This is a genomic window from Isoptericola luteus, from assembly GCF_020297055.1.
Taxonomy (GTDB): Bacteria; Actinomycetota; Actinomycetes; order Actinomycetales; family Cellulomonadaceae; genus Isoptericola; species Isoptericola luteus.
In genome coordinates this window covers 70,751-92,474 of sequence record NZ_JAIXCQ010000002.1, presented here as the reverse complement: position 1 = coordinate 92,474, position 21,724 = coordinate 70,751, and the positions used below count along the sequence as shown (strand labels likewise).

The following is a 21,724-nucleotide window of genomic DNA, read 5'->3' as shown; positions in this document are numbered from 1 at the left end:
TAGACTTCCGGGCGTGGCACTCACCATCGGCATCGTCGGCCTGCCCAACGTCGGCAAGTCCACCCTGTTCAACGCCCTGACCCGCAACCAGGTGCTCGCGGCGAACTACCCGTTCGCGACGATCGAGCCCAACGTCGGCGTGGTCCCGCTCCCGGACCCGCGGCTGGACCAGCTCGCCGAGGTCTTCGGCAGCGAGCGGACCCTGCCCGCGACCGTGTCGTTCGTCGACATCGCGGGCATCGTCAAGGGCGCCTCCGAGGGCGAGGGCCTCGGCAACAAGTTCCTCGCGAACATCCGCGAGGCGGATGCGATCTGCCAGGTCACGCGCGTGTTCGACGACGGCGACGTCGTCCGCGTCGAGGGCTCGGTGGACGCCGAGGGCGACATGGAGACGATCGCGACGGAGCTGATCCTCGCCGACCTCCAGACGCTCGAGAAGGCGTTGCCGCGGATGGAGAAGGAGGTCAAGATCAAGCGGGGCGACCCGGCTCTGTTCGCCGCCGCCTCCACCGCGCAGAAGATCCTCGAGGAGGGCACCACCCTCTTCCAGGGCGCGAAGGCCGCGGGCCTCGAGCTCGCCGACGTCGCGTCGCTGCAGCTCCTGACGGCCAAGCCGTTCATCTACGTCTTCAACACCGACGACGCCGGGCTCGCCGACGCGGGCATGCAGCAGCGCCTGCGCGACCTGGTCGCCCCGGCCGATGCCGTGTTCCTGGACGCGAAGTTCGAGGCCGAGCTCGTCGAGCTGGAGCCGGACGACGCGCGCGAGATGCTCGCGGACTCGGGCCAGACCGAGGCCGGGCTGGACCAGCTCGCCCGCGTCGGGTTCCACACCCTGGGCCTGCAGACCTACCTCACGGCGGGCCCGAAGGAGTCGCGCGCCTGGACGATCCGCAAGGGCTGGACCGCTCCGCAGGCCGCGGGCGTCATCCACACCGACTTCGAGCGTGGCTTCATCAAGGCGGAGGTCATCTCCTTCGACGACCTCATCGAGGCGGGCTCCGTGCAGGCCGCTCGTGCCGCCGGCAAGGCGCGGGTCGAGGGCAAGGACTACGTCATGCAGGACGGCGACGTCGTGGAGTTCCGCTTCAACGTGTAGCTCCGCCGGATACCACCGGAGCGGGCGATCGCACGGGTACGGCTGCTCGCCACCCTGAAGGATCAGCGCGGCAGTTCGTGATCAGTGCGGCAGGTCGAACTGCCGCCCCGGTCACCCACCTCCCCGCCCCTTTTCGTTCCGGGGGGGTTGTTGTTTTTCTGGGGGGCTTTTCGACCTGCCGCACTGATCACGAACTGCCGCGCTGATCCCTGGTGGCTCCCCGGGGCGACGCGTTCCACCAGTTCACGGCCTATCCCCTCACACCAGCGGACGGTGACGCCCGACCCTTGCGGGCGTCGGCGCGCGGCGGCTTCAGCATGGAGCGGCTGGCCGGCCGGCCGCTGCAGTTCGTCATCGCGTGGCCGATCGCGCTGGGGCTGACCATGGTCGCCTGGCCGGCCGCCATGAAGCTGGCCGGACTCACCCTGGCCGCCACGGCTGCCACGGCCGCCACGGCTGCGAAGAAGGCCGAGGCCTGACCTCGCGGCGCCGCGCTCCGTGATGTCGGCGAGGTGTGGCGCCGCGCGCATGGCACGATCGGGGCGTGGCATCGAAGCAGACTCTCAGCGACCCCAGCCGGCGCGTCCTCGCGCGGTGGGCGGCGGACTGTGCGGAACGTGTGCTGCCGCTGTTCGACGCCGATCCCGATGCCGACCCGGCGGCCGGTGAACAGGTCCGGGACGCGCTGGCCCGCACGCGCGCCTACAGCACCGGGCAGAGCACCGCTGCCGAGGAGATCAGCAAGCGGCTCGGCGCGGCGAAGGCGGCGAGCGCGGCCGCGAGCCCGGCGGGCGCCGCCGCTGCCCGGGCCGTGGGCCAGGCCGCGGCGGTCGCCCACATGGGTGCCCATGCGCTGGGAGCGGCGGCGTACGCGGCCAAGGCGGTCTCCCTCGCGCACCCGGACCGACCGGAGAAGGTGGCGGAGGAGGTCCGCTGGCAGCTGGCCCGGCTCACCACCCAGGAGCGTTCGCTGCTGCGCGAGCTCCCGCCGCTGGGCGCCGACCCCTCCGGGCCGCTCGGTGAGGGCCTGCTGTCGCGGGGGATCCTCGGCTCCGTCATCCGCCAGATCCAGGACGATGTCGCGCGGTCCTGAGCGCCACGCCGACGCGGCAGGTTCGTTCCCCGGTGAATCCGAGCCCCTGGCGGCGGCGCGGGCGCCGGCGATCCTACTGACCACGGTCGTCGCGGCGCATGGCGGCACGAGCACCGGTTCGAGCCCGTGGACGGCGGGACGCTGATGACCGACGAGGTCGACTTCGCGTCCCCGTGCGGGCTGCTGGGCGCGGGCGTCGACCGGGTGTTCCTGACGGCGTACATGTCCCGCCTGCTGCGCACCGGAACCGTTGGCTCGCCGCGTCGCTGGAGGCGTCGCACGGATCCGCGCCCTCGTCGTAGCCGGGATGCGGACGGGCGTCGGCGCGCGGGCCCGTCGCGTCCGGCGGGCGCTCTTGCTCCGATCGGCCGTGGCTGCCACCGTGGTCGACATGCCTCGACAGCGACCGCTCGCCGCCGCCTCGCGCACGGCCGGCCGCCTGCCGCGCCGGGGCGCGGTAGGGGCCTTCGTCGGCGGCCTGCTGGTGGGCAACAGCGCCCCGCACCTCGCCTCTGCCGTCACCGGCAGGGTGCACCTGACACCGCTCAAGGGCAGGGACTCGGGCCCGCTCGTCAACCTGGCGTGGGGCGCGGCGAACCTCCTCGGCGGTCTCGCCGTGACGAGGGCGTGTCTCGGCCGCGGGCGCCGGTGGGACCGCTCGCTCGTGGCGTTCGACGCGGGGGTCGCGACCTTCGCGGCCTGGATATTCGTCTCGGAGTACGCGATGCCGCTGAACTCCGCGCCGGGCGGGTCGCCGACGGCCGGAGGCCCACGATGAGCGGGGTGCCCGCCCGGCTGCGCCGGACCGGGTTCGACGCCCGGCTGCGCCGGACCGGGTTCGACGCCCGGCTGCGCCGGGCATGGCTCGAGTTCGTCGGTCCCGAGGCGACGCCCGTCAACCATGCGCTGACACTGGCGTCGACCGTCGTGGGAGCCGCCGTCGCGCCGGTGGTCGCCCGGCGGCGTGGTGGCGACCGGCGGCGGGCGGCCGTCGCCTCCCTGCTGGCGACGGACCTCGCCGGGGGCGTCTATGTCAACAACACCCTGGCCTGCGCGCGATGGTACGAGCGGCCGGGACAGTCCGAGACTGCTCACCTGGCGTTCGCCGCCCTCCACGTGCACCCCGCCGTCGTGGCGTGGCTGGACGCCGGGGCGGGTGGACGCCGGGTGCCTGGCCCTGCGTGGGCCGCCGCCCACTACGCGTACCTCGTGGCCGCGACCGTCGTCGTGCGGCGCTCCGGCGCCCACCGGCGGCCCGTCGGGCTGGCCCTCACCGCGGTCGGGATCGTGCTCGACGGGCTGCTCGGCCCGTCGGCGTGCGCCCCCTGGTTCGCGTGGACCTACTACCCGAAGCTCCTGGCGGGTCATGCGGGCGCGGCGCTGTGGTCGGACGCCGCGTTGCGTGCGGAGCCGCGTCCCTAGCGTCCCTCCGGCCGGTCTTCGGGGCGCAGGGCGGCGACAGCCAGGGCTCGAGGACGGGCAGCACGGCGCTCGCGTGCATCGCGGCCATGTGGTCCATGCCCGGCAGCACCGCCACCTCCCACCCGTGGGACTCGAGCTCCGCCCGGTGGCGCACGACGGCGCCGGCGATGACCACGTCGACGTCGCCCCAGGCAGGGCCGTAGGTGATGTCGTCGTCCGCGCCCACGAGCACCAGGCGGGGCGCGTCGAGGGTGAGGGAGACGTGGTCGTCGAACCCGGCCAGCGACTCGTACAGGGTGAGGTACTGGCGGGTCAGCGCCGGGTCCTGCGGGGCCGCGGCGGCGTCCCAGTCGCCGGGCTCGACCTCCCCCGCCCGGTCGTCGTCGGGCGGCTCGGTCGGCTGGGCCGTCGAGCGGGCATGGGCCGCGCGGGTGACGGCGAGCATCGCCTCGTACGGTCCCTCGAGCGGCGGGAACCCGCCCATGGCCAGCGCGGTGATGCGGTCGGTGCGCAGCGCGAGCTGGAGCCCGGCGAGGGCGAGCCACGAGTAGCCGTACCAGGCGAACCGCTCCGCGCCGGCGACGTCGGCGACGGCGAGCAGGTCGGCCGTGACGGCCTCAGCGGTGAGCGTGGCGGGCTTGGGGTGCTCCGCCAGGTGTCCTTCGTAGTCGGCCGTGACGACCCGGAACCCGGCGTCGGCGAGACGGGTGGCCAGGGCGCTGCCTGCGTCGGGGTCGCCGCCCCAGGCGCGGGTGGCGTCGGCCTGCGGCCCGGGCAGCGGCGTCGTGCGGACCGGCAGCAGGAGGGCGGGCCCGTCGCCGCGGACGGTGACCTCGATCCTCGACCCGTCATGGAGTCGCGCGTCGTCGTGCCGGGTGAGCGGTGCGTGGGCCATCGGTTCCTCCGTGTGCGTCAAACAACACTATACAGTGTATAACGATGAGAGGATGGTGGCCATGGGTGCAGAGGACGCCGTCGACGCGCACGTGCGCCGCCTGTGGCGCCACCGCGGCGCGGAGCCGGCCGGACCGCGACGCGGTCCACGACCGCGCCTGACCGTCGACGAGGTGCTCGACGCGGCGGTCGAGGTCGCCGACGCCCAAGGGCTGGGCGGGCTGTCGACGCGCGCGGTCGCGACGCGGCTCGGCCTGAGCGCGATGGCGCTGTACCCGTACGTCGGCACCAAGGAGCACCTGCTCGCCCTCGCCGAGGACCACGCGTCCCCCCTGCCGCCGTGGCCGGACCGGGCCTCGTCGCTGGCGGACGACCTGACGACGTGGGGGGAGCACCTGCTCGACCTGTACGCACGGCACCCCTGGCTGGCGGAGCTGCCTTGGGCCGACGCGGCGGGCGGGCCGAACCAGCAGGACTGGCTGGAGAGGCTGCTCGAAATCCTCGAGCGCTGGGACGCCCGGCCGGAGTCGAGGGCCGCCGTCGTCACCGCGCTGTACGCGGTGGTCCGGGCGGCCGCGCAGACGAGCGCCTCCTACGCGCGCGCCGGGGCGTCCGGCGACGACCGGGCCTGGCTTGCCCGCGCGGACGCGACCCGGCGCGTCGTCGGCGATCTCGCCGAGCGGTACCCGCTTGCCGCCGCGCTGCCGCAGCACGCCGCCCAGGACTGGCGCGACGCGCCGCGGGCGTCCGTGCGGCACGTCGCCGAGGTGCTGGGGCGCGGCCTGGAGGCGACGGGCGTCCGGTCGCCCGGATGACGTCGTGCGCCGCCGCGAAATCGGTTGTCACCGGCATCCCGAGATGGCAGCGTGCACCGACATGACCATCCCCGCTGCGGCCGGAGACCCCGACCCGGGCCGGCTCCTGGCCGCCTACGACACCCACCTGCGCACGGATGCCGAGACGCCGGGCGCCATCGACGTCGTGCGCCTCGGACCGCTGCGGCTCGTGACCTTCCCCGGCGGGCGGGGGTTCGTCACCTACCAGGACCTCGGAGGAGCGGACGCCGCGACGATCCGCGGCTTCGTCGCCTCCGCGATGGTGCACTTCGCGGCCGACGACGCCGTCACGCGCGTCGAGTGGAAGACCCGCGGCCATGACGTCGCGCCGGGGCTCCACGACGCCCTGGTGGACCACGGGTTCGTCCCCGACGACCCGGAGTCGATCATGGTCGGCCCGGCGGAGGGCCTCGCCGTCGACGTGCCGCTGCCGGACGATGTCACCCTGCGGCAGATCACCGCCGAGGCGGACGTCCGGGCGATGTCCGCGATGTCCGACGAGGTGTTCGGGGACGACCCCGAGACCTCCCACCACGCGGAGCAGGTCCTGGCCCGTCAGGCGCTGGACCCGCAGATGGAGCTGTGGGTCGCCGAGGCAGACGGCCGGATCGTCGGTGCCGGCCGCCTGGAGCCCGTCGCCGGCACGCCGTTCGCGGGCGTGTGGGGCGGCTCGACCCGCCCCGAGTGGCGCGGCCGCGGCATCTACCGGGCCCTCACCGCGGCGCGTGCCCGCTCGGCGCTCGCGGCGGGCAAGACGCTGATGCACTCCGACTCGACGGAGTTCTCCCGCCCGATCCTGGAGCGGTCCGGGCTGGTCAAGGTCTCCACGACGACGCCGTACGAGTGGAAGCGCTGAGGCGATGGGGCTCGAGGACGACCCGTTCGACCACCGCGTGACCAAGGACGGCAAGGTGCTCGTGAGCCGCGGCGGGCGCCACGTCGTGACCGTCGCGGGAGCGCAGGCGGCCCGGTTGGTGCCGCTGCTGGGCAAGGACGACGCCACCGACCAGGAGCTCCTGGCGCGCGCGACCGGGAACTACCGCCGCGGGAACGAGAAGCGTGCCCATCGTCGGTGACCCCGTGACCTGCCTGCCGGCGGGCCGACCGGATGACGACCCGACGACGACCCCCCGACGGGGCGGACGACCGGCCCTGACGCCGAAGCCGCGGTCGACGTCGTGACCGAAGCCGTGCCCCGGCGTGCGGCGGCTGCACTACCCTCCGTGCCATGAGCCGCGGTGTTCTCCTCGCTCGCCGGGCCCGCGGGCACCGTGGCCTCCTCGCGCTCGTGGCCGTGCTTGTCGCGGTCGCCTCGTTCGCGGCCTGCACGGCGGTGGGCTCCCTGCGCGCGAGCGCCGCGGAAGTGCTCCGCGAGGGCTTCGTGCAGGCCGGGGACGACGCGGCCCTGGTCCTCATGTCGCGCTCGGCGCCCGACGCCGCGGGCGACGCCGCCCAGGACGCCGCGCTGCGGCGGGTCGTGGCCGCAGAGCTCGCCGGTCTGCCGTACCGCGTCGCCGAGGACATGACGACCCTCCCCGACGTCGGCGAGCCGCTGCGCCGGTGGACGGTCACGGTGGACCTCGAGCAGCTCGACGCGGGTCATCTGACCGGGCTCGCCGAGGGGGTCGCGAGCCTGCCACGGCTGCTCGCCGCCGACGACGTCGCCTCGGGCCGTGGCCTGCGGGTCGACGGCGGTCTCGCCGCGACCGCAGCCGCCGCCGCCACGACCGTCCGGGCGGCGGCAGCCACGACCCTCGTGCCGCTGACGCTGCTCGCGCTCGTCGGCGTCGTGGCGCTCGCACAGGTGGCGCGGTTGCTCGAGGCCGCCCGGGAGACGGAGGTGGGGCTGGCCGTCTCGCGCGGGGCCTCGCCCCGGCAGGTCACGCTCGCCTCCGGCCTCGAGGCCCTGGTGCTGTGCGGCGGCGCGAGCGCGCTGGGGGCGGTCGCGGCGGGTGCGGCGGTCGGTGTCCTGCGGGCCGGGCCCCCGGCAGCCGGCGCGCCGGGCGGCGCGCAGGTCGTCGCCGGCGTCGTCGTCGCCGGTGCCACGGTCGGGGTGCTGGCCGCGGCGACGATGACGCTCGTGGCCGGGATCCAGGCGCGCGGTGCTGCCGCACGTCGCGTCGTCGACCGGTCCGGGCGGCGTCGGCAGGCGACCCGGGCGGGCACCGTCGTGCTCACCGTCGCGGCGGCCCTGGTGACCCTGTACCTGCTGCGCCGCCACGGGTCCCCGTTGGTGCCGACCCCGACGGGCGGGCAGGTGGACCCCGCCGCGGCCGCCGCGCCGGCGCTCGTCCTGGCGGCGGTCGCCCTGCTCACGACGCTCGTGCTCGGTCCGGCGGCCCGGGCCTGGGAGCGGGTCGCCGCCCGCAGGCCGGGGCTGGTCGGCGCGCTCGCGGCCCGGCAGGTCTCGCGCCGGGTCTCGGTCGCGGTGGTGCCCGTCGTGCTGCTCACCCTGGCCGGCGGCACCGTCGTGGTGACGGCCGCGTTCTCGGCGACCGCGCGGCACCTCGGTGAGCGGACGTCGGTGCTCGCCGTCGGGGCCGACGCGCGGGTCGCGTTCCCCGACGGCGTGATGCCGGGCCCGGTCGGTGCGTTCGCCGCGCTCGGCGGCGCCGCCGCGGCCGCGCCGGCCCTGGTGAGCACCGCGACCGTCGCGAGCGACGAGCTCACGCTGGTCGCGCTGCCCGCGGGCCGGCTGGACGACGTCCTCACGACGTCCGACGGCGGCCCCGACGCCGCGGCGCTCGCGGCGGCGCTGGGGGGCGCCGACCCGTTTCGCGACGCGCTGCCCCTGCCCGGCGGGACGCGCACGCTCGACCTCCGCCTCACGGGCAGGCTCTCCGTCGCGAGCCCGGACGCGCCGACCGTGCCCGTCGACCCGGCGACCCTGACGCAGGGCAGCCCGCGCGCGGAGGCGCAGATGGACAAGTTCGCCTCGAGCGCCGTCGGGGTCGCGCTCTGGTTCGCGGACGGCGACGGGCGGCTCACCCGGGTGGCTGCGGGAGAGCTCGACCACGACCCGTACGGCACCGGCGAGGGCGCGCACCCGGTCGGCCCCGAGCCGAGCACCCAGGAGCTGAGTCTCGAGCTCCCGCCCGCGCTGGCGGACGCGTCGGAGCCGGGCGGGCTCGTCGGCCTCGAGGTGGTCACGGTGGGCGCGACCGACTGGCTCGTGTCCCTGGACGTGTCCCTCGACGCGGCGACAGCGGTGACGGACCAGGGCGACCGGGTGCCGCTCGAGCTCGGCGCGTCCCGGTGGTCGCCCGCAACGGGCCGCGGTGGGGGAGGCGGCGTCCTCGTGGACCCGGGCAACGGGCCCGCCCTGTCCCGGCTGCACCCGACGGGCACGACCCCGCAGCCGTACCGCACGGTGCTCTCCCACCGGCCCCCGGCCGTCCCCGCGGTCGTCTCCGCGCCGCTGGCGGACCTGCTTGACATCGGGCCCGGAGGGCAGGTCGAGCTGCACGTGGGCGGCACGGCGGTGCGGGTCACGGTCGCCGACGTCGTCGAGGTGGTCCCCGGCGCCCTGGAGCCGTTCGCCGTGCTGGTCGACCTGGAGACGCTGAACGCCCGCGTCCTCGACGTCGCGTCGCGGCCACCCCCGGTGAACGAGGTCTGGGTCGCGGCGTCGCCGGGCGGCGCGGTGGACTCCCTGGGCCGTGCCGCGGCCGACGTCGCCGGCGCGGCGGCGGGCGCCCAGGACAGACCTCCCACGGTCGCGACCGTCACAGGCGGCCGGTACGGCGGGATCCTCGACGTCGTGCCCGCGCCCACCGGCTCGCGCCTCGCGGACGCCGCGGTGCCGGTCGACGAGGCGTTCCGGCTGACGGCGCTCGGGGCCGTGCTGCTGGCCGTCGTCGGGCTCGCCGCGGTCGTGGTGACCGGGCTGGGCGCCCGACGGGGCGAGGTCGTGGCCCTGCGGGCGACGGGCGTGCCGCCGCGGGCGCAGGGCCGGGGGCGGGCGGTCGAGCTGCTCGTCGTCGGGCTGGTCGCCACGGGAGTCGGGATCGCCGGCGGAGCCCTCGTGTCCGCGCTGACCGTGAGCGGCCTCGCGCAGGGCACGGTGACGGGCTACGCCGTCGTCCCCGGGGCGCAGCTGCACGTGTCGCCGGCGATCGCCGGTACGGGGCTGCTCGCCCTCGTGGCCGGCGTGGTGGCGGTCGCGGTGGTCGTCCGAACCCGGGTCGTCGCGCAGGCGCGGGACACCGAGTACCGGGAGGAGGTCCGATGAGGTCGCTCGCGGTGCTCCTCCTGCGCCGCCACCTGCGCCTCGCGCGGGGGGCGACGCTCGTCGTGGCGCTGGTGTCGGTGCTGGCCGCCGGGGTGGCGACGACGGCCGCCCGGGCGATCGCCGGGATGCAGTCCAGCCAGGTCGCGCACGTGGCCGGGCAGATGACCCCCCAGTCCCGGGACCTGACGGCGGGCAGCAGCCTGGTGCCGGCGCAGGTGGTGCCCGTCGAGGACAGGAGCTTCCTGCCGCCGGACGTCGAGCCCGCGCTGCCCGCCGAGCCGGGCTGGGAGGAGTACCTCGACGGGATGCGGCGTGCCCGGGACGACCAGCCCGCGCCGCTGCGGGACGTGCTGGGCGAGCCCGACTTCGTCGTGTGGAACGAGGCCGCCGGGGTGGCCGCGGGGCCGGCCAGCGAGATCGAGGTGCCCCGGGCCGTGCTCAGCTTCGCCCCCGGCCTCGGCGACAGCGTGCGCCTCGTCGAGGGGACGTGGCCGGGCCCGACGCCGGTCGCCGTGCGGCCGGGGGAGACGGTGCTGGACGGGCCGCTCCAGGTGGTGGTCACGACGGCGGGCGCCGACGTGCTCGACTGGGAGCTCGGCGGCGTGTACGCGGGGTCGTACGACGTCGAGGTCGTCGGGATCGTCGAGCCGGTCGACGCGGGCGCGGACGTCTGGGCGCACCGCCCGTACGCGCCCGAGCCCGTGCTCGCGGTCGACTTCGACCGCGGGGACGTCGCCACGGTGGCGGTCTACGGGGCGCCGGCGATGGCGGAGCCGATGACGACCCGCCGCACGAGGACCACCCTGTGGTTCGACACCGACGTCGGCACGGTCGAGCCGGGCGCGGTGGCCACCCTCGCCGCACAGCTCCGCGGCTTCACGAGCCGGCCCGTGCAGGTCGTCGCGGGCGACGGGCTCACCCCGCTGCTGCGTTCCGACCTCGAGGGCGTGCTCTCCCAGGTGCTGGCCGCGCGGGCGGGCACCGACGCGATCCTCGCCGTCCTGGTGTCGGGCCCGCTGGGCGCGCTCGCCGCCGTGATGGTGCTCGCCGCGCGGCTCGTCGTCGAGCGACGGCGGTCCGCCCTCGGGCTGCTCGTGGCGCGCGGGGCGACCGGAATCGGGGTGCGGTCGCTCATGGCCGCCGAAGGCCTGGTCGTGAGCGTCCCGGCCGCGGCGGCGGGGCTCGCCCTCGGCCTGGTCCTGCTGCCGGGGCCGGTGACGACGACCCAGGTGCTGCTGGCGGCCGCCGCCGGGCTCGCGCCCGGGGTCGCGGCGGCGCTCTCGACCGTGCCCGGGAGCCTGCGCACCGAGCGCGTGGACGCGGGCGCGCCCCGGCGCTCGCGGGCCCGGCTCGTCGTCGACCTGCTCGCCGTCGGGCTCGCCGCGCTCACGACGGCGCTGCTGCTGAGCCGGGGCGCGATCACGGGCTCTCCCACGGGCACGACGACGGGCGCCGCGGCGGTCCCGCTGGACGAGCCCGCCGTCGACCCCCTGCTGGCCGTCGCCCCGCTGCTGGTGAGCCTGGCCGGGGCGCTCGTCGTGGTGCGCCTGACGCCACCGTTCGCCCGCGCCGCCGAGCGCATGCTGGCACGCCGACGCGACCTGGTCCCGTTCCTCGGTGCGGCGCGGGCCACCCGCGCCCCGGCGGGCGGCGTGGTGCCGGCGCTCGCGCTCGTGCTCGGGGTCGCCGTGGCGGCGTCGTCGTCGGTGGTGCTGGCCACGCTCGACCACGGCATCGAGACCCATGCGCACCGCACGCTGGGCGCCGACCTGCGGCTCACGGGCCCCGTGATGAACGATGCCACCGTCGGCGAGCTGCGGCAGGTCGACGGCGTGCGCGAGGTCGCGACCGTCGAACGGCTCGCCCGGGCGGGCGAGCTCACCCGCCGGCTCGGCATGCCCGGCGACGACGTCGCGGTGCTGGCGGCCGACACCGCGGCGCTCGCCCGCGTGCAGGCCGACGTCCCCGGCGGGCAGCCGGGGATCGCTCGGCTCGGCGCGGCCGGCCAGGTGGCGGGCGAGCCGCTGCCCGTCGCGGTGCACGCGATGGGGCAGGCCGCCGCCGGCGCCGAGCTCGTCCTGGAGGTCCCGGGCGCCGACACGCCCGTGCGCGTCGTGTCGGTCATCGGCACGGTGCCCGGCGTCGCCTCGGACCTCCCGTTCGTGCTGGTGGACGCCGCTGCCGTCCCCGACCTCCTCGAGCAGCCGGTGGAGCCGCGCACCGCCCTGGTGTCGCTGGAGCCGGACGCCGACCCGGCTGAGGTCGCGGCCGACGTCGCGAACGTCGTGCCGGGCGTGCAGACGCAGGACCGGGCCGCCACCGCCCGCGCGGTGCTCTCCACGCCGTCGGCGGCCGGGCTCGAGCGGGCCGCGGTGCTGGCCACCGCGCTGGCCGCGGTGCTCTGCGTCGTGGCGGTCGTGCTCATGCTGGTGCTGGCGACGCCGGAGCGGTCCCGGCTCCTCGGGGTGCTGCGGTCGATGGGCCTGCGCCGGTCCGAGGCCCGCGGCATCGTCGCCTGGGAGGTGGTGCCGTGGGCGGTCGCGGCGCTCGTGGGTGGCGTGGCGCTGGGCGTCGCGGTGCCCGCGCTGGTGCTCGCCACCGTGGACCTGGGGCCGCTCGTCGGGGGCGGTGGCACGCCACCGCTCGTCGTCGACCCGCTGCTGGTCGCGCTGGGCGTCGGCGGGCTCGTGCTCGTGCTCGCCGTCGGCGTCGCGGTGGCCACCGTGCTCGGGCGGCGCGGATCGACCGCGTCCGCCCTGCGAGGTACCCCGGAATGAGGAGGGATCCGATGAACGGTCCGACGAGCCGCACCGCGGCGACGGTGCCCGACCCGCCCGCGCGGGGCGTCCACGCCTCGATCGTCTGCCACGGTCTGGTGCGGATCTTCGCGACCGACGGCGTGGAGGTGCAGGCCCTGCAGGGCCTCGACCTCACGGTCCAGAGCTCGGAGCTCGTCGCGGTCGTGGGGGCGTCGGGCTCCGGCAAGTCGACGCTCCTGGGCATCCTGTCCGGTCTGGACACGCCGACGGCCGGCGCGGTGCGCGTGGCGGGCACCGACCTGCTGACGATGGACCGGCGCGCCCGGGTGCGCTACCAGCGGCACACCGTCGGCTTCGTGTGGCAGCAGACGGGCAGGAACCTGCTGCCGTACCTCAGCGCCGCGGAGAACGTGCGGCTGCCGCTCGAGATCGCGGGAAGCGGGTCGCGTGCGGACCGCACCCGCCGCGTCGCCCAGCTGCTGGACCTGCTCGACGTCGGCGCGCTGGCCGACCGGCGGCCGGGGGAGATGTCGGGCGGGCAGCAGCAGCGCGTGGCGATCGCCGTCGCGGTCGCGAACGCCCCCCGGGTGCTCCTCGCCGACGAGCCCACCGGCGAGCTCGACGAGGCGACGAGCGTCGAGGTGCTCGAGGCCCTGCGCGCGGTCAACCGCGAGACCGGGGTGACGACGCTCCTCGTCACGCACGACCCCACCGTCTCGGAGCACGTCGCGCGCACCGTGCAGATCCGCGACGGGCGCACGTCGACCGAGGTGCTGCGGCGCACCGAGGTGGACGAGCACGGGGACACGCAGGACGTCGCCGAGGAGTTCGCCGTCATGGACCGGGTCGGCCGCCTGCAGCTCCCGTCGGAGTTCGTCGAGGCGCTGGACCTGCGCGCCCGCGTCCGGCTGGCGCTCGAGCCCGACCACGTCCAGGTCCGACCGGACCGCCCCGGCCCTGCGGACCCGGGTCCGGCCCGCCACGAGGAGGCACGATGACCAGCCCCACCCACGCGCCGGTCGGGCGCCCGACGGCGACCGCGCCCGTCCTGCGCGCCGAGGGGCTCTCGCGGGCCTTCGGCACCGGTGCCGGGCAGGTGCACGCCCTGGCGGACGTGTCGCTCGAGGTCGAGGCGTCCGAGCTGGTGGTCGTGGTGGGCCCGTCGGGGTCCGGGAAGTCCACCCTGCTGCACCTCCTGGGAGGGCTCGACGCGCCGTCGTCGGGCAGGGTGTGGCTCGGTGGCGGCCCGGACGGCGCGGTGCGCGAGCTCACGGCGATGGCCGAGGAGGAGCAGCACGCGGTGCGGCGGTCCGAGATCGGCTACGTCTTCCAGGCGTTCGGGCTGGTCCCGGTGCTGTCGGCCGCCGAGAACGTCGAGGTGCCGCTGCGGCTCGCGCGCACCGGCGTCGCGGAGCGGACCGAGCGGGTGGCCGCGGCGCTCGCCGCCGTGGGGCTGTCCGAACACGCGCTGCAGCGTCCGTACGAGCTCTCGGGCGGCCAGCAGCAGCGGGTGGGGATCGCGCGGGCGCTGGTCACCGAGCCGCGGGTCCTGCTCGCGGACGAACCCACCGGCCAGCTCGACTCGGGCACGGCGGCGGTCGTGATGGACCTGGTGCGCGACCTCGTGCGCTCGCGGGGCGTCGCCGCCGTGGTCACGACGCACGACCCGGAGCTGATGGCTCGCGCCGACCGTGTGCTCGTGCTGCGGGACGGCCGGCTCGACGCCGGCTGACGGTGCCGGCTAACGGTGCCGGCTGACGGTGCCGGCTGACGGTGCCGGGGCCGGGCCTTGAGGGCCCCGACGGCGGCCCGGCACAGCCTGCTGCGACGGGTTTCGAGGCGGGTGCCCGCATGACGGCGAGGTTGCGCCCAGATACCGGAATGGTCACGGTTGCAGGCACAATCGCGGACAAGGGTGCAACTGCCGCGGGAACGTGACTAGAGTCACCCGCGCATAGTGCAGCGCGCTCCCACACGCGCTCGCACCTCACCGGGGTCATCCCCGCGGTGAGCGACCCTACTCAGGAGGACACGTGACACCTCGACGACGACTTGCAGGCATCGGGGCCTTCACCCTCGCCTCAGCCCTGCTGCTGTCCGCGTGCGGCGGCGGCACCGGTGACGACCCCGACGCGACCAGTGCCGACGGCCCCAGCACCGGGATCGTGACGATCAACGGCACCGAGCCCCAGAACCCCCTCACCCCGGGGATGACGAACGAGGTCGGTGGCGGCCTCGCGGTCAAGAACATCTTCGCCGGGCTGGTCTACTACGACGCCGACGGCGCCATCCACAACGAGATGGCCGAGTCCATCGAGTCGGACGACAACAAGACCTGGACGATCACCATTCAGGACGGCTGGACGTTCAGCGACGGCACGCCCGTCACGGCCGAGAGCTACGTCAAGGCGTGGAAGTACGTGGCCGACCTGGACAACGGTCAGAACCAGCAGTACTTCTTCCACGACTTCGCGGGCTGGTCCGACGCCGAGAGCTCGGAGATCGCCGTCGAGGCCGTCGACGAGCTGACCTTCACGGCCGAGCTGATCGCGCCGTCCTCCGACTTCCAGCTGTGGCTCGGCTACACGGCGTTCATGCCGATGCCCGAGGTCTACTTCGAGAACCCGGACGTCTACAAGGACGCGCCCGTCGGCAACGGCCCGTACGTCGTCGAGGAGTGGGCGCACGAGGACGTCATCTCGCTGCGGCCGAACCCCGACTACAAGGGCGACCGCACGCCGCAGAACGGCGGCATCGACATCGTCGTCTACACCGACGAGAACACCGCCTACAACGACCTGCTCGGGAACAACCTCGACATCATCTCGAACGTGCCGTCCTCGGCCTTCGCGACGTTCGAGAGCGACCTGGGCGACCGTGCCGTCAACCAGCCTGCCGCCGTCGTGCAGGTCATCCAGGTGCCCGAGTGGCGCGAGGAGTTCCAGGGCGAGGCCGGCGTGAAGCGCCGCGCCGCGATCTCCATGGCGATCGACCGCAACCAGGTCACCGAGACCGTGTTCGCGGGTACCCGTACCCCGGCCACGGACTTCACCTCCCCGGTCATCGCCGGCTACTCCGACGACATCCCGGGCTCCGAGGTCCTCACGTACGACGCCGCGGGCGCGAAGGCGCTCTGGGACGAGGCCGAGGCCGAGGACCCGATCGGCGACTACACGCTGCAGCTCGCGTCCAACGCGGACTCCGACCACGAGACGTGGATCACGGCGACCTGCAACACCATCCGCGACGCGCTCGGCATCGGCTGCGAGTTCTACCCGTACCCGACGTTCGACGAGTTCCTCGACGCCCGCGACAACCAGAAGGTGCCCGGCATCTTCCGCGGCGGGTGGCAGGGTGACTGGCCGTCGATGAGCAACTTCCTCGGCCCGATCTACGGCACCGGTGCCGGCTCGAACGACGCGCAGTACTCGAACAAGGAGTTCGACGCGCTGCTCTCCGAGGCCGGCAAGGCCGCGACGCCGGAAGAAGGCATCGAGCTCTACAAGCAGGCGCAGGAGATCTTGTTCAAGGACCTGCCCGGCATCCCGCTCTGGTACAACAACGCCACGGCGGGCTACGCGGAGACGGTCGAGAACGTCCAGTTCGGCTGGGACAGCGACCCGCTTCTGCACGCGGTCACCAAGTCCGAGTGACCACCTGACGACCGTTCCGGCCCCCGAGGGGGCCGGGGCGGTCGTCGATTGTGGCCGCGGCGCCTCCGTCCTGTACGGTCGCCGTCGGCCGCACTGACCACGGGGGCGGGGCGTGCCAATGTTGTGCGCCTCGCCCTTGACCTTGCCCGGACGACGTCTGCCCGGGACCATGAACCCGTAGCCCGGGCACCCCCGGAGCGAACGAGGAGAGAACACGCATGCTCTGGTATCTCGGACGCAGGCTCCTACAGGTGATTCCTGTGTTCCTGGGGGCGACGCTTCTGCTGTACGCCCTGGTATTCCTGCGGCCCGGTGACCCCGTGGCCGCGCTCGGCGGGGAGCGTGGGCTCCCCGAAGCGGTTCAGGACGAGATCCGCGAACGCTACAACCTGGACAAGCCGTTCATCGTCCAGTACCTGCTCTTCCTGCGCGGCGTCTTCACGCTGAACTTCGGCGTGGACTTCCGAGGCCGTGAGATCACGGAGGTCATCGCCGGCGCGCTGCCGGTCACCTTCCAGCTCGCGGTCATGGCGCTGATCATCGAGGGCGTCCTGGGCCTCCTGTTCGGCCTGATCGCCGGCATGCGCAAGGGTGGCTGGTTCGACGGCACCGTGCTCGTGCTGAGCCTGATCGTCATCGCCGTGCCGACCTTCGTCATCGGCTTCGTGCTGCAGTTCGTGCTGGGTGTCGAGCTCGGGTGGTTCCCCGTCACCGTCGGTAGGGATCCAAACTTCTACAGCCTGCTCCTCCCGGCGATAGTGCTCGCGGCCACGTCGTTCGCCTACGTGATCCGCCTGACGCGTACCTCCGTGGGGGAGAACCTCAGCGCCGACTACGTGCGCACCGCCCGGGCCAAGGGCCTCAACCGCACCCAGGTGACCGGGCGCCACGTGCTGCGCAACTCGCTCATCCCCGTCGTGACCTTCCTCGGCGCCGACCTCGGCAACCTCATGGGCGGCGCGATCGTCACGGAGGGCATCTTCAACATCAACGGTGTCGGTGGAACGCTCTTCAACGCGATCCAGCGTGGAGAGAGCGTCACCGTCGTCTCGTTGACCACCGTGCTGGTGATCGTCTACATCGCAGCAAACCTGCTCGTCGACCTCCTGTACGCCGCGCTCGATCCGAGGATCCGTTATGCCTGAGAACCGTTACCAGACCGTTCCTGGCGGCAGAGCCCCCCGACGCGGGCAGGAGCACTTCGCCGCACCCTTCGACGAGGGCGGGCTCGGCGCCATCGACGCCGTCCGCGACTCGGACGCGCCGTCGAGCATGTGGCACGACGCCTGGCGCGACATGCGCCGGCGGCCCATGTTCTGGATCTCGGCCGTGATCATCGTCGCGGTGATCCTCGTCGCCGCGTTCCCGAGCTGGTTCACGTCGGTGGACCCGCGACTGTCGTGCCAGCTGTCCAAGTCGCTGCAGGGGCCCGAGGCGGGCCACCCGTTCGGCTTCGACTTCCAGGGCTGCGACATCTACGCCCGCACGATCTACGGCGCGCGCGCGTCCGTCGTCGTCGGCGTGCTGTCCACCGCGATGGTGGTCGTGCTCGGCACCGCGATCGGCTCGATCGCCGGCTACTTCGCCGGCTGGTTCGACACGATCCTGTCGCGCATGACGGACATCTTCTTCGCGATCCCGCTGGTGCTCGCCGCCATCGTCATCATGAGCCTGACCGAGAACCGGACGGCGTTCACCGTGGCGTTCGTGCTGGCGCTGTTCGGCTGGACGTCGATCGCCCGCATCACGCGCGGCACGGTGATGTCCGTGAAGAACAACGAGTTCGTGACCGCGGCCAGGTCACTCGGCATGGGCCGCGGCGGCATCCTGCTCAAGCACGTGCTGCCGAACTCGGCCGCGCCGATCATCGTCTACGCGACCGTGGCCCTGGGTACCTTCATCGTGGCCGAGGCGACCCTGAGCTTCCTGGGCATCGGGCTCCCCCCGGACGTGGTCTCGTGGGGCGGTGACATCGCCCGGGCGCAGAACTCGATCCGGGTCGCCCCGCACATCCTCTTCTACCCGGCCGGTGGCCTCGCCCTGACGGTGCTCGGCTTCCTCATGATGGGCGACGTCGTGCGCGACGCCCTCGACCCGAAGGCACGGAAGCGATGACGACACAGTTCCCAGTGACCCACGGCAACCTGCCCCTCGGTGGTGACGGCCAGGCCTACGAGGCGGGGACCGACAAGCCCCTGCTGGAGATCAGCGGCCTCGAGGTGTCGTTCACCACGACGGAGGGCGTGGTCCACGCCGTGCGCGGCGCCGACATCGTCGTCTACCCCGGCCAGTCGGTCGCGATCGTCGGCGAGTCCGGGTCGGGCAAGTCGACCACGGCGCACGCCGTGATCGACCTGCTGCCGGGCACCGGCAAGGTGACGGGCGGCAGCATCAAGTTCGACGGCCGCGAGATCGTCGGCCTGCCGCGCACCGAGATGGAGGCCATCCGTGGCCGCGACATCGGCCTGGTCCCGCAGGACCCGATGTCCAACCTCAACCCCGTCTGGCGCATCGGCACCCAGATCGACGAGGCGCTGCGGGCGAACGGCTTCGAGGGCAGCAAGGCGGACCGCAAGGAGCGGGTCGCGGGGCTGCTCGCCGAGGCCGGCCTGCCCGACGCGGCACGCCGCGCCCGGCAGTACCCCCACGAGTTCTCCGGCGGCATGCGGCAGCGCTCGCTCATCGCCATCGGACTGGCGGCTCGGCCCAAGCTGCTCATCGCCGACGAGCCCACCTCGGCGCTCGACGTCACGGTGCAGCGGCAGATCCTCGACCACCTCGACGTGCTGACGCAGGAGCTCGGCACGGCCGTCCTGTTCATCACGCACGACCTGGGCCTGGCCGCCGAGCGCGCCGAGCACCTCGTCGTGATGTTCAAGGGGCGCGTCGTGGAGTCGGGCCCGGCTCGCCAGATCCTGGCGGACCCCCAGCACCCGTACACGAAGCGGCTCGTCGCCTCGGCGCCGTCGCTCGCCTCGCGACGGATCCAGGTGGCGCACGAGCGGGGCCAGAACAGCTCAAAGCTCCACGCGCCGACCAGGGGCGGCAAGGGCTCGGACATCGTCGTGGCCCGCAACCTCACCAAGGTGTTCAGCATCCGTGGTGGGCGCCCGGGCGCGTCGACGGACTTCACCGCGGTCGACGACGTGAGCTTCTCGCTCAAGCGCGGGCACACCCTCGCCCTCGTGGGCGAGTCGGGCTCCGGGAAGTCCACGGCCGCCAACATGGTGCTGGGCCTGCTCGACCCGACCTCGGGCGCGGTCGAGTTCGACGGCAAGAACATCGCCGAGCTGTCCCCGAAGGCGGCCTTCGCGTTCCGCCGCCGGATCCAGCCGGTGTTCCAGAACCCGTACGGCTCGCTCGACCCGACGTACTCGATCTTCCGCTCCATCGAGGAGCCGCTCCTGCTGCACCGGATCGGCAGCAAGAAGCAGCGGGAGAAGCGGGTGCGCGAGCTGCTGGACATGGTGTCGCTGCCCCAGTCGGCCATGCGTCGCTTCCCGAACGAGCTCTCGGGCGGCCAACGTCAGCGCATCGCCATCGCGCGGGCCCTGGCGCTCAAGCCGGAGGTCGTCGTCCTGGACGAGGCCGTCTCGGCGCTCGACGTCCTGGTTCAGGCGCAGATCCTCGACCTGCTCGGTGACCTGCAGGAGGACCTCGACCTGTCGTACCTGTTCATCACGCACGACCTCGCAGTGGTCCGTCAGATCGCGGACGAGGTCGTCGTGATGCAGAACGGCAAGGTGGTCGAGCACGCCACCACCGACCAGGTCTTCGACGACCCGCGCGAGCAGTACACGCGCGACCTGCTTGCGGCCATCCCGGGCGCCGGCCTGGAGGGCGCCGAGATCGCCAGCTGACCCAGCCTGGTGCGGCGGCCGACGACGGGGCCGGTGGACGACGTGTTCGTCCACCGGCCCCGTTGTCTCCGTTTGCCCGTCCCGCGGCGCGGGGCGAAGGTGAGAGGCATGGCGCGGGCGTCGACACTGAGCCGGGGGGTCTTCTACCCGGCGGCCGGGATCATCCTGCTCTTCGTGCTGCTCGCGGTGGTCACCACCGACGCGATGACGAGCGTGCTGAACACGCTGCAGTCCGGGGTCATCGCGGTGTTCGGCTGGTACTACGTGCTGATCGTGGCGGCGTTCGTCATCTTCGCCGTCTGGATGGGGCTCAGCCGCTTCGGCGACATCGTGCTCGGGCCTGACGACGAGGATGCGGAGTTCCGGCTCCCGGTCTGGTTCTCGATGCTGTTCGCCACGGGGATGGGCATCGGCCTGGTCTACTACGGCGTCGCGGAGCCGCTCTCGCACTTCGTGAGCCCCAAGCCCGGGGTCACGGGCGACGGCCCGCAGCTCGCCCAGGCCGCCATGGGGCAGACGTACCTGCACTGGGGCCTGCACGCCTGGGCCATCTACGTGGTCGCCGGCCTGTCGCTGGCGTACGCGATCCACCGCAAGGGACGTCCCGTCTCGATCCGTTGGGCGCTCGAGCCGCTGCTCGGGGACCGGGTCAAGGGCTGGGTCGGCCACGCCATCGACGTGGCGGCGATCATCGGCACGGTGTTCGGTGTGGCGACGTCCCTGGGGCTCGGGGTGCTGCAGATCGCGCACGGCCTCGGCTACCTCATGGGCATCGAGGCCACGCTGGTGTTGCAGATCTCGCTCATCGTCGCCATCACTGCCCTCGCGACGCTCTCCGTCGCCTCGGGCCTGACCAAGGGGATCAAGTGGCTGTCCAACGGCAACATGGTGCTCGCCGGCGTCGTGCTCGTCGTGGTGCTGATCCTGGGTCCCACGCTCTTCCTGCTGCGCGAGTGGGTGCAGTCGCTCGGGTACTACGTCGCGAACGTGGTTCAGCTGACCTTCGACACCCTCGCGTTCCGCGGTGGCGAGGGCCTCGAGTGGGAGTCGTCGTGGACGATCTTCTACTGGGGCTGGTGGATCTCCTGGGCGCCGTTCGTCGGCGTGTTCATCGCGCGGATCTCGCGAGGCCGCACGGTCCGCGAGTTCGTGCTCGGCACGCTCGCGGTGCCGATGGCGATCACGACGATCTGGTTCAGCGTGTTCGGCGGCTCCGGGATCCGCCAGGAGATGACCGAGCCCGGCAGCATGCTGGACCCGGCGACCGGCGAGGTGAACACGGACACCGCCATGTTCCAGCTCTTCGACGCACTGCCCGGGGCCGGGACGTGGCTGTCGATCGCGGGCATCGTGCTGGTCGTGATCTTCTTCGTCACGTCGTCGGACTCGGGCTCGTTCGTCGTCGACATGCTCGCCCACGGTGGCAACCCCAACCCGCCGCTGTGGAGCCGGCTGTTCTGGGCGATCCTCGAGGGCCTCGTCGCGATGGCGCTCCTCCTGGCGGGCGGGCTGTCGGCGCTCCAGACCGCGGCCATCCTCATCGCGCTGCCGTTCTCCCTCGTGCTCATCGGCATGGCCGTGTCCATCGTCAAGGAGCTGCGGGTCGAGCACCGGGCGATCCTGCGCGCCGAGCGCCGTGCCGCACGTGCGGAGTTCACGGAGCACGTGACCGAGAAGGTCGCCACCACGCTGGCGGGGCGCTGGGAGAACGTGCTGCCCGCCCCGCCGGGATCCCTGCGGTGGCGCGGGCCGCGGCGGCGGGGTCGTGACGCGGCCCCGGAGCAACGCGGCGACGGTGGCGGGCATCACATCGAGGGCGGCGACCACCCAGGAGTGGACCCGGGCGGGTAGGATTCTCGGTGGCCCGATCTCGGGCT

The 21,724-nt window shown here is 73.9% G+C and carries 17 protein-coding genes; 16 read left to right on the top strand and 1 reads right to left on the bottom strand.

Features of this window, described 5'->3' with window-relative positions; all coding sequences use genetic code 11:
* The first annotated feature begins 13 nt into the window (after window positions 1-13).
* The 4 genes from ychF to LEP48_RS03475 all read left to right on the top strand — a co-directional run bounded on the left by ychF (window position 14) and on the right by LEP48_RS03475 (window position 2,970).
* Complete coding sequence (ychF, locus tag LEP48_RS03490; protein ID WP_225564197.1) at window positions 14-1,099, top strand: redox-regulated ATPase YchF; 1,086 nt, start codon at window positions 14-16, stop codon at window positions 1,097-1,099.
* A gap of 212 nt (window positions 1,100-1,311) precedes the next feature.
* The gene (locus LEP48_RS03485; protein ID WP_225564196.1) at window positions 1,312-1,578 is read left to right on the top strand and encodes a hypothetical protein; all 267 of its coding nucleotides are present in this window, start codon (window positions 1,312-1,314) and stop codon (window positions 1,576-1,578) included.
* Between the two features lie 65 nt (window positions 1,579-1,643).
* Window positions 1,644-2,192, top strand: coding sequence for a putative immunity protein (locus LEP48_RS03480; protein ID WP_225564195.1), 549 nt, complete (start codon window positions 1,644-1,646; stop codon window positions 2,190-2,192).
* A 391-nt stretch (window positions 2,193-2,583) separates the two neighbouring features.
* Window positions 2,584-2,970, top strand: coding sequence for a hypothetical protein (locus tag LEP48_RS03475; protein WP_225564194.1), 387 nt, complete (start codon window positions 2,584-2,586; stop codon window positions 2,968-2,970).
* A gap of 492 nt (window positions 2,971-3,462) precedes the next feature.
* Here LEP48_RS03475 and LEP48_RS03470 read toward each other — a convergent pair whose 3' ends face one another.
* Window positions 3,463-4,509 carry an alpha/beta fold hydrolase gene (locus LEP48_RS03470; protein ID WP_225564193.1) on the bottom strand — a complete coding sequence of 349 codons (1,047 nt, stop codon included), beginning with the start codon at window positions 4,507-4,509 and terminating at the stop codon, window positions 3,463-3,465.
* A 61-nt stretch (window positions 4,510-4,570) separates the two neighbouring features.
* Here LEP48_RS03470 and LEP48_RS03465 point away from each other — a divergent pair, with 61 nt between their 5' ends.
* The 12 genes from LEP48_RS03465 to LEP48_RS03410 all read left to right on the top strand — a co-directional run bounded on the left by LEP48_RS03465 (window position 4,571) and on the right by LEP48_RS03410 (window position 21,698).
* Window positions 4,571-5,323: a TetR/AcrR family transcriptional regulator gene (locus LEP48_RS03465; protein ID WP_225564192.1), complete on the top strand. Its 753-nt coding sequence runs from the start codon at window positions 4,571-4,573 to the stop codon at window positions 5,321-5,323.
* A gap of 61 nt (window positions 5,324-5,384) precedes the next feature.
* Window positions 5,385-6,200 (top strand): GNAT family N-acetyltransferase, encoded by an 816-nt coding sequence (locus tag LEP48_RS03460; RefSeq protein WP_225564191.1) that lies wholly within the window; start codon window positions 5,385-5,387, stop codon window positions 6,198-6,200.
* 4 nt (window positions 6,201-6,204) lie between these two features.
* Window positions 6,205-6,420 carry a hypothetical protein gene (locus tag LEP48_RS03455; RefSeq protein ID WP_225564190.1) on the top strand — a complete coding sequence of 72 codons (216 nt, stop codon included), beginning with the start codon at window positions 6,205-6,207 and terminating at the stop codon, window positions 6,418-6,420.
* A 152-nt stretch (window positions 6,421-6,572) separates the two neighbouring features.
* Window positions 6,573-9,575 carry an FtsX-like permease family protein gene (locus LEP48_RS03450; RefSeq protein WP_225564189.1) on the top strand — a complete coding sequence of 1,001 codons (3,003 nt, stop codon included), beginning with the start codon at window positions 6,573-6,575 and terminating at the stop codon, window positions 9,573-9,575.
* Complete coding sequence (locus LEP48_RS03445; RefSeq protein WP_225564187.1) at window positions 9,572-12,352, top strand: FtsX-like permease family protein; 2,781 nt, start codon at window positions 9,572-9,574, stop codon at window positions 12,350-12,352. Before LEP48_RS03450 ends, LEP48_RS03445 begins: the two co-directional genes overlap by 4 nt.
* 11 nt (window positions 12,353-12,363) lie before the next feature.
* Window positions 12,364-13,332, top strand: coding sequence for an ABC transporter ATP-binding protein (locus LEP48_RS03440; RefSeq protein WP_225564186.1), 969 nt, complete (start codon window positions 12,364-12,366; stop codon window positions 13,330-13,332).
* Window positions 13,329-14,066, top strand: coding sequence for an ABC transporter ATP-binding protein (locus LEP48_RS03435; protein WP_225564185.1), 738 nt, complete (start codon window positions 13,329-13,331; stop codon window positions 14,064-14,066). The genes LEP48_RS03440 and LEP48_RS03435 overlap by 4 nt, the downstream gene beginning before the upstream one ends.
* 301 nt (window positions 14,067-14,367) lie before the next feature.
* Window positions 14,368-15,987, top strand: coding sequence for a peptide ABC transporter substrate-binding protein (locus LEP48_RS03430; RefSeq protein ID WP_225564184.1), 1,620 nt, complete (start codon window positions 14,368-14,370; stop codon window positions 15,985-15,987).
* A gap of 218 nt (window positions 15,988-16,205) precedes the next feature.
* Window positions 16,206-17,132 carry an ABC transporter permease gene (locus LEP48_RS03425; protein WP_225564183.1) on the top strand — a complete coding sequence of 309 codons (927 nt, stop codon included), beginning with the start codon at window positions 16,206-16,208 and terminating at the stop codon, window positions 17,130-17,132.
* On the top strand, window positions 17,125-18,102 hold the full coding sequence (locus LEP48_RS03420) for an ABC transporter permease (RefSeq protein WP_225564182.1): 978 nt from the start codon (window positions 17,125-17,127) through the stop codon (window positions 18,100-18,102). The genes LEP48_RS03425 and LEP48_RS03420 overlap by 8 nt, the downstream gene beginning before the upstream one ends.
* Entirely contained in the window at window positions 18,099-19,847 is a 1,749-nt protein-coding gene (locus LEP48_RS03415) for a dipeptide ABC transporter ATP-binding protein (RefSeq protein WP_225564180.1), read from the top strand. Before LEP48_RS03420 ends, LEP48_RS03415 begins: the two co-directional genes overlap by 4 nt.
* Before the next feature lie 108 nt (window positions 19,848-19,955).
* A complete protein-coding gene (locus LEP48_RS03410; protein ID WP_225564178.1) occupies window positions 19,956-21,698 on the top strand; it encodes a BCCT family transporter in 1,743 nt (580 codons plus the stop codon).
* The last annotated feature ends 26 nt before the right edge of the window (window positions 21,699-21,724 follow it).

What these genes read in the sequence shown, in the direction of transcription:
- LEP48_RS03475 (WP_225564194.1), top strand. Translation starts at nt 2,584, where the DNA reads ATGCCTCGACAGCGACCGCTCGCCGCCGCCTCGCGCACGGCCGGCCGC.
- LEP48_RS03470 (WP_225564193.1), bottom strand. Translation starts at nt 4,509, where the DNA reads ATGGCCCACGCACCGCTCACCCGGCACGACGACGCGCGACTCCATGAC.
- LEP48_RS03465 (WP_225564192.1), top strand. Translation starts at nt 4,571, where the DNA reads ATGGGTGCAGAGGACGCCGTCGACGCGCACGTGCGCCGCCTGTGGCGC.
- LEP48_RS03460 (WP_225564191.1), top strand. Translation starts at nt 5,385, where the DNA reads ATGACCATCCCCGCTGCGGCCGGAGACCCCGACCCGGGCCGGCTCCTG.
- LEP48_RS03455 (WP_225564190.1), top strand. Translation starts at nt 6,205, where the DNA reads ATGGGGCTCGAGGACGACCCGTTCGACCACCGCGTGACCAAGGACGGC.
- LEP48_RS03450 (WP_225564189.1), top strand. Translation starts at nt 6,573, where the DNA reads ATGAGCCGCGGTGTTCTCCTCGCTCGCCGGGCCCGCGGGCACCGTGGC.
- LEP48_RS03445 (WP_225564187.1), top strand. Translation starts at nt 9,572, where the DNA reads ATGAGGTCGCTCGCGGTGCTCCTCCTGCGCCGCCACCTGCGCCTCGCG.
- LEP48_RS03440 (WP_225564186.1), top strand. Translation starts at nt 12,364, where the DNA reads ATGAACGGTCCGACGAGCCGCACCGCGGCGACGGTGCCCGACCCGCCC.
- LEP48_RS03435 (WP_225564185.1), top strand. Translation starts at nt 13,329, where the DNA reads ATGACCAGCCCCACCCACGCGCCGGTCGGGCGCCCGACGGCGACCGCG.
- LEP48_RS03425 (WP_225564183.1), top strand. Translation starts at nt 16,206, where the DNA reads ATGCTCTGGTATCTCGGACGCAGGCTCCTACAGGTGATTCCTGTGTTC.
- LEP48_RS03420 (WP_225564182.1), top strand. Translation starts at nt 17,125, where the DNA reads ATGCCTGAGAACCGTTACCAGACCGTTCCTGGCGGCAGAGCCCCCCGA.
- LEP48_RS03415 (WP_225564180.1), top strand. Translation starts at nt 18,099, where the DNA reads ATGACGACACAGTTCCCAGTGACCCACGGCAACCTGCCCCTCGGTGGT.
- LEP48_RS03410 (WP_225564178.1), top strand. Translation starts at nt 19,956, where the DNA reads ATGGCGCGGGCGTCGACACTGAGCCGGGGGGTCTTCTACCCGGCGGCC.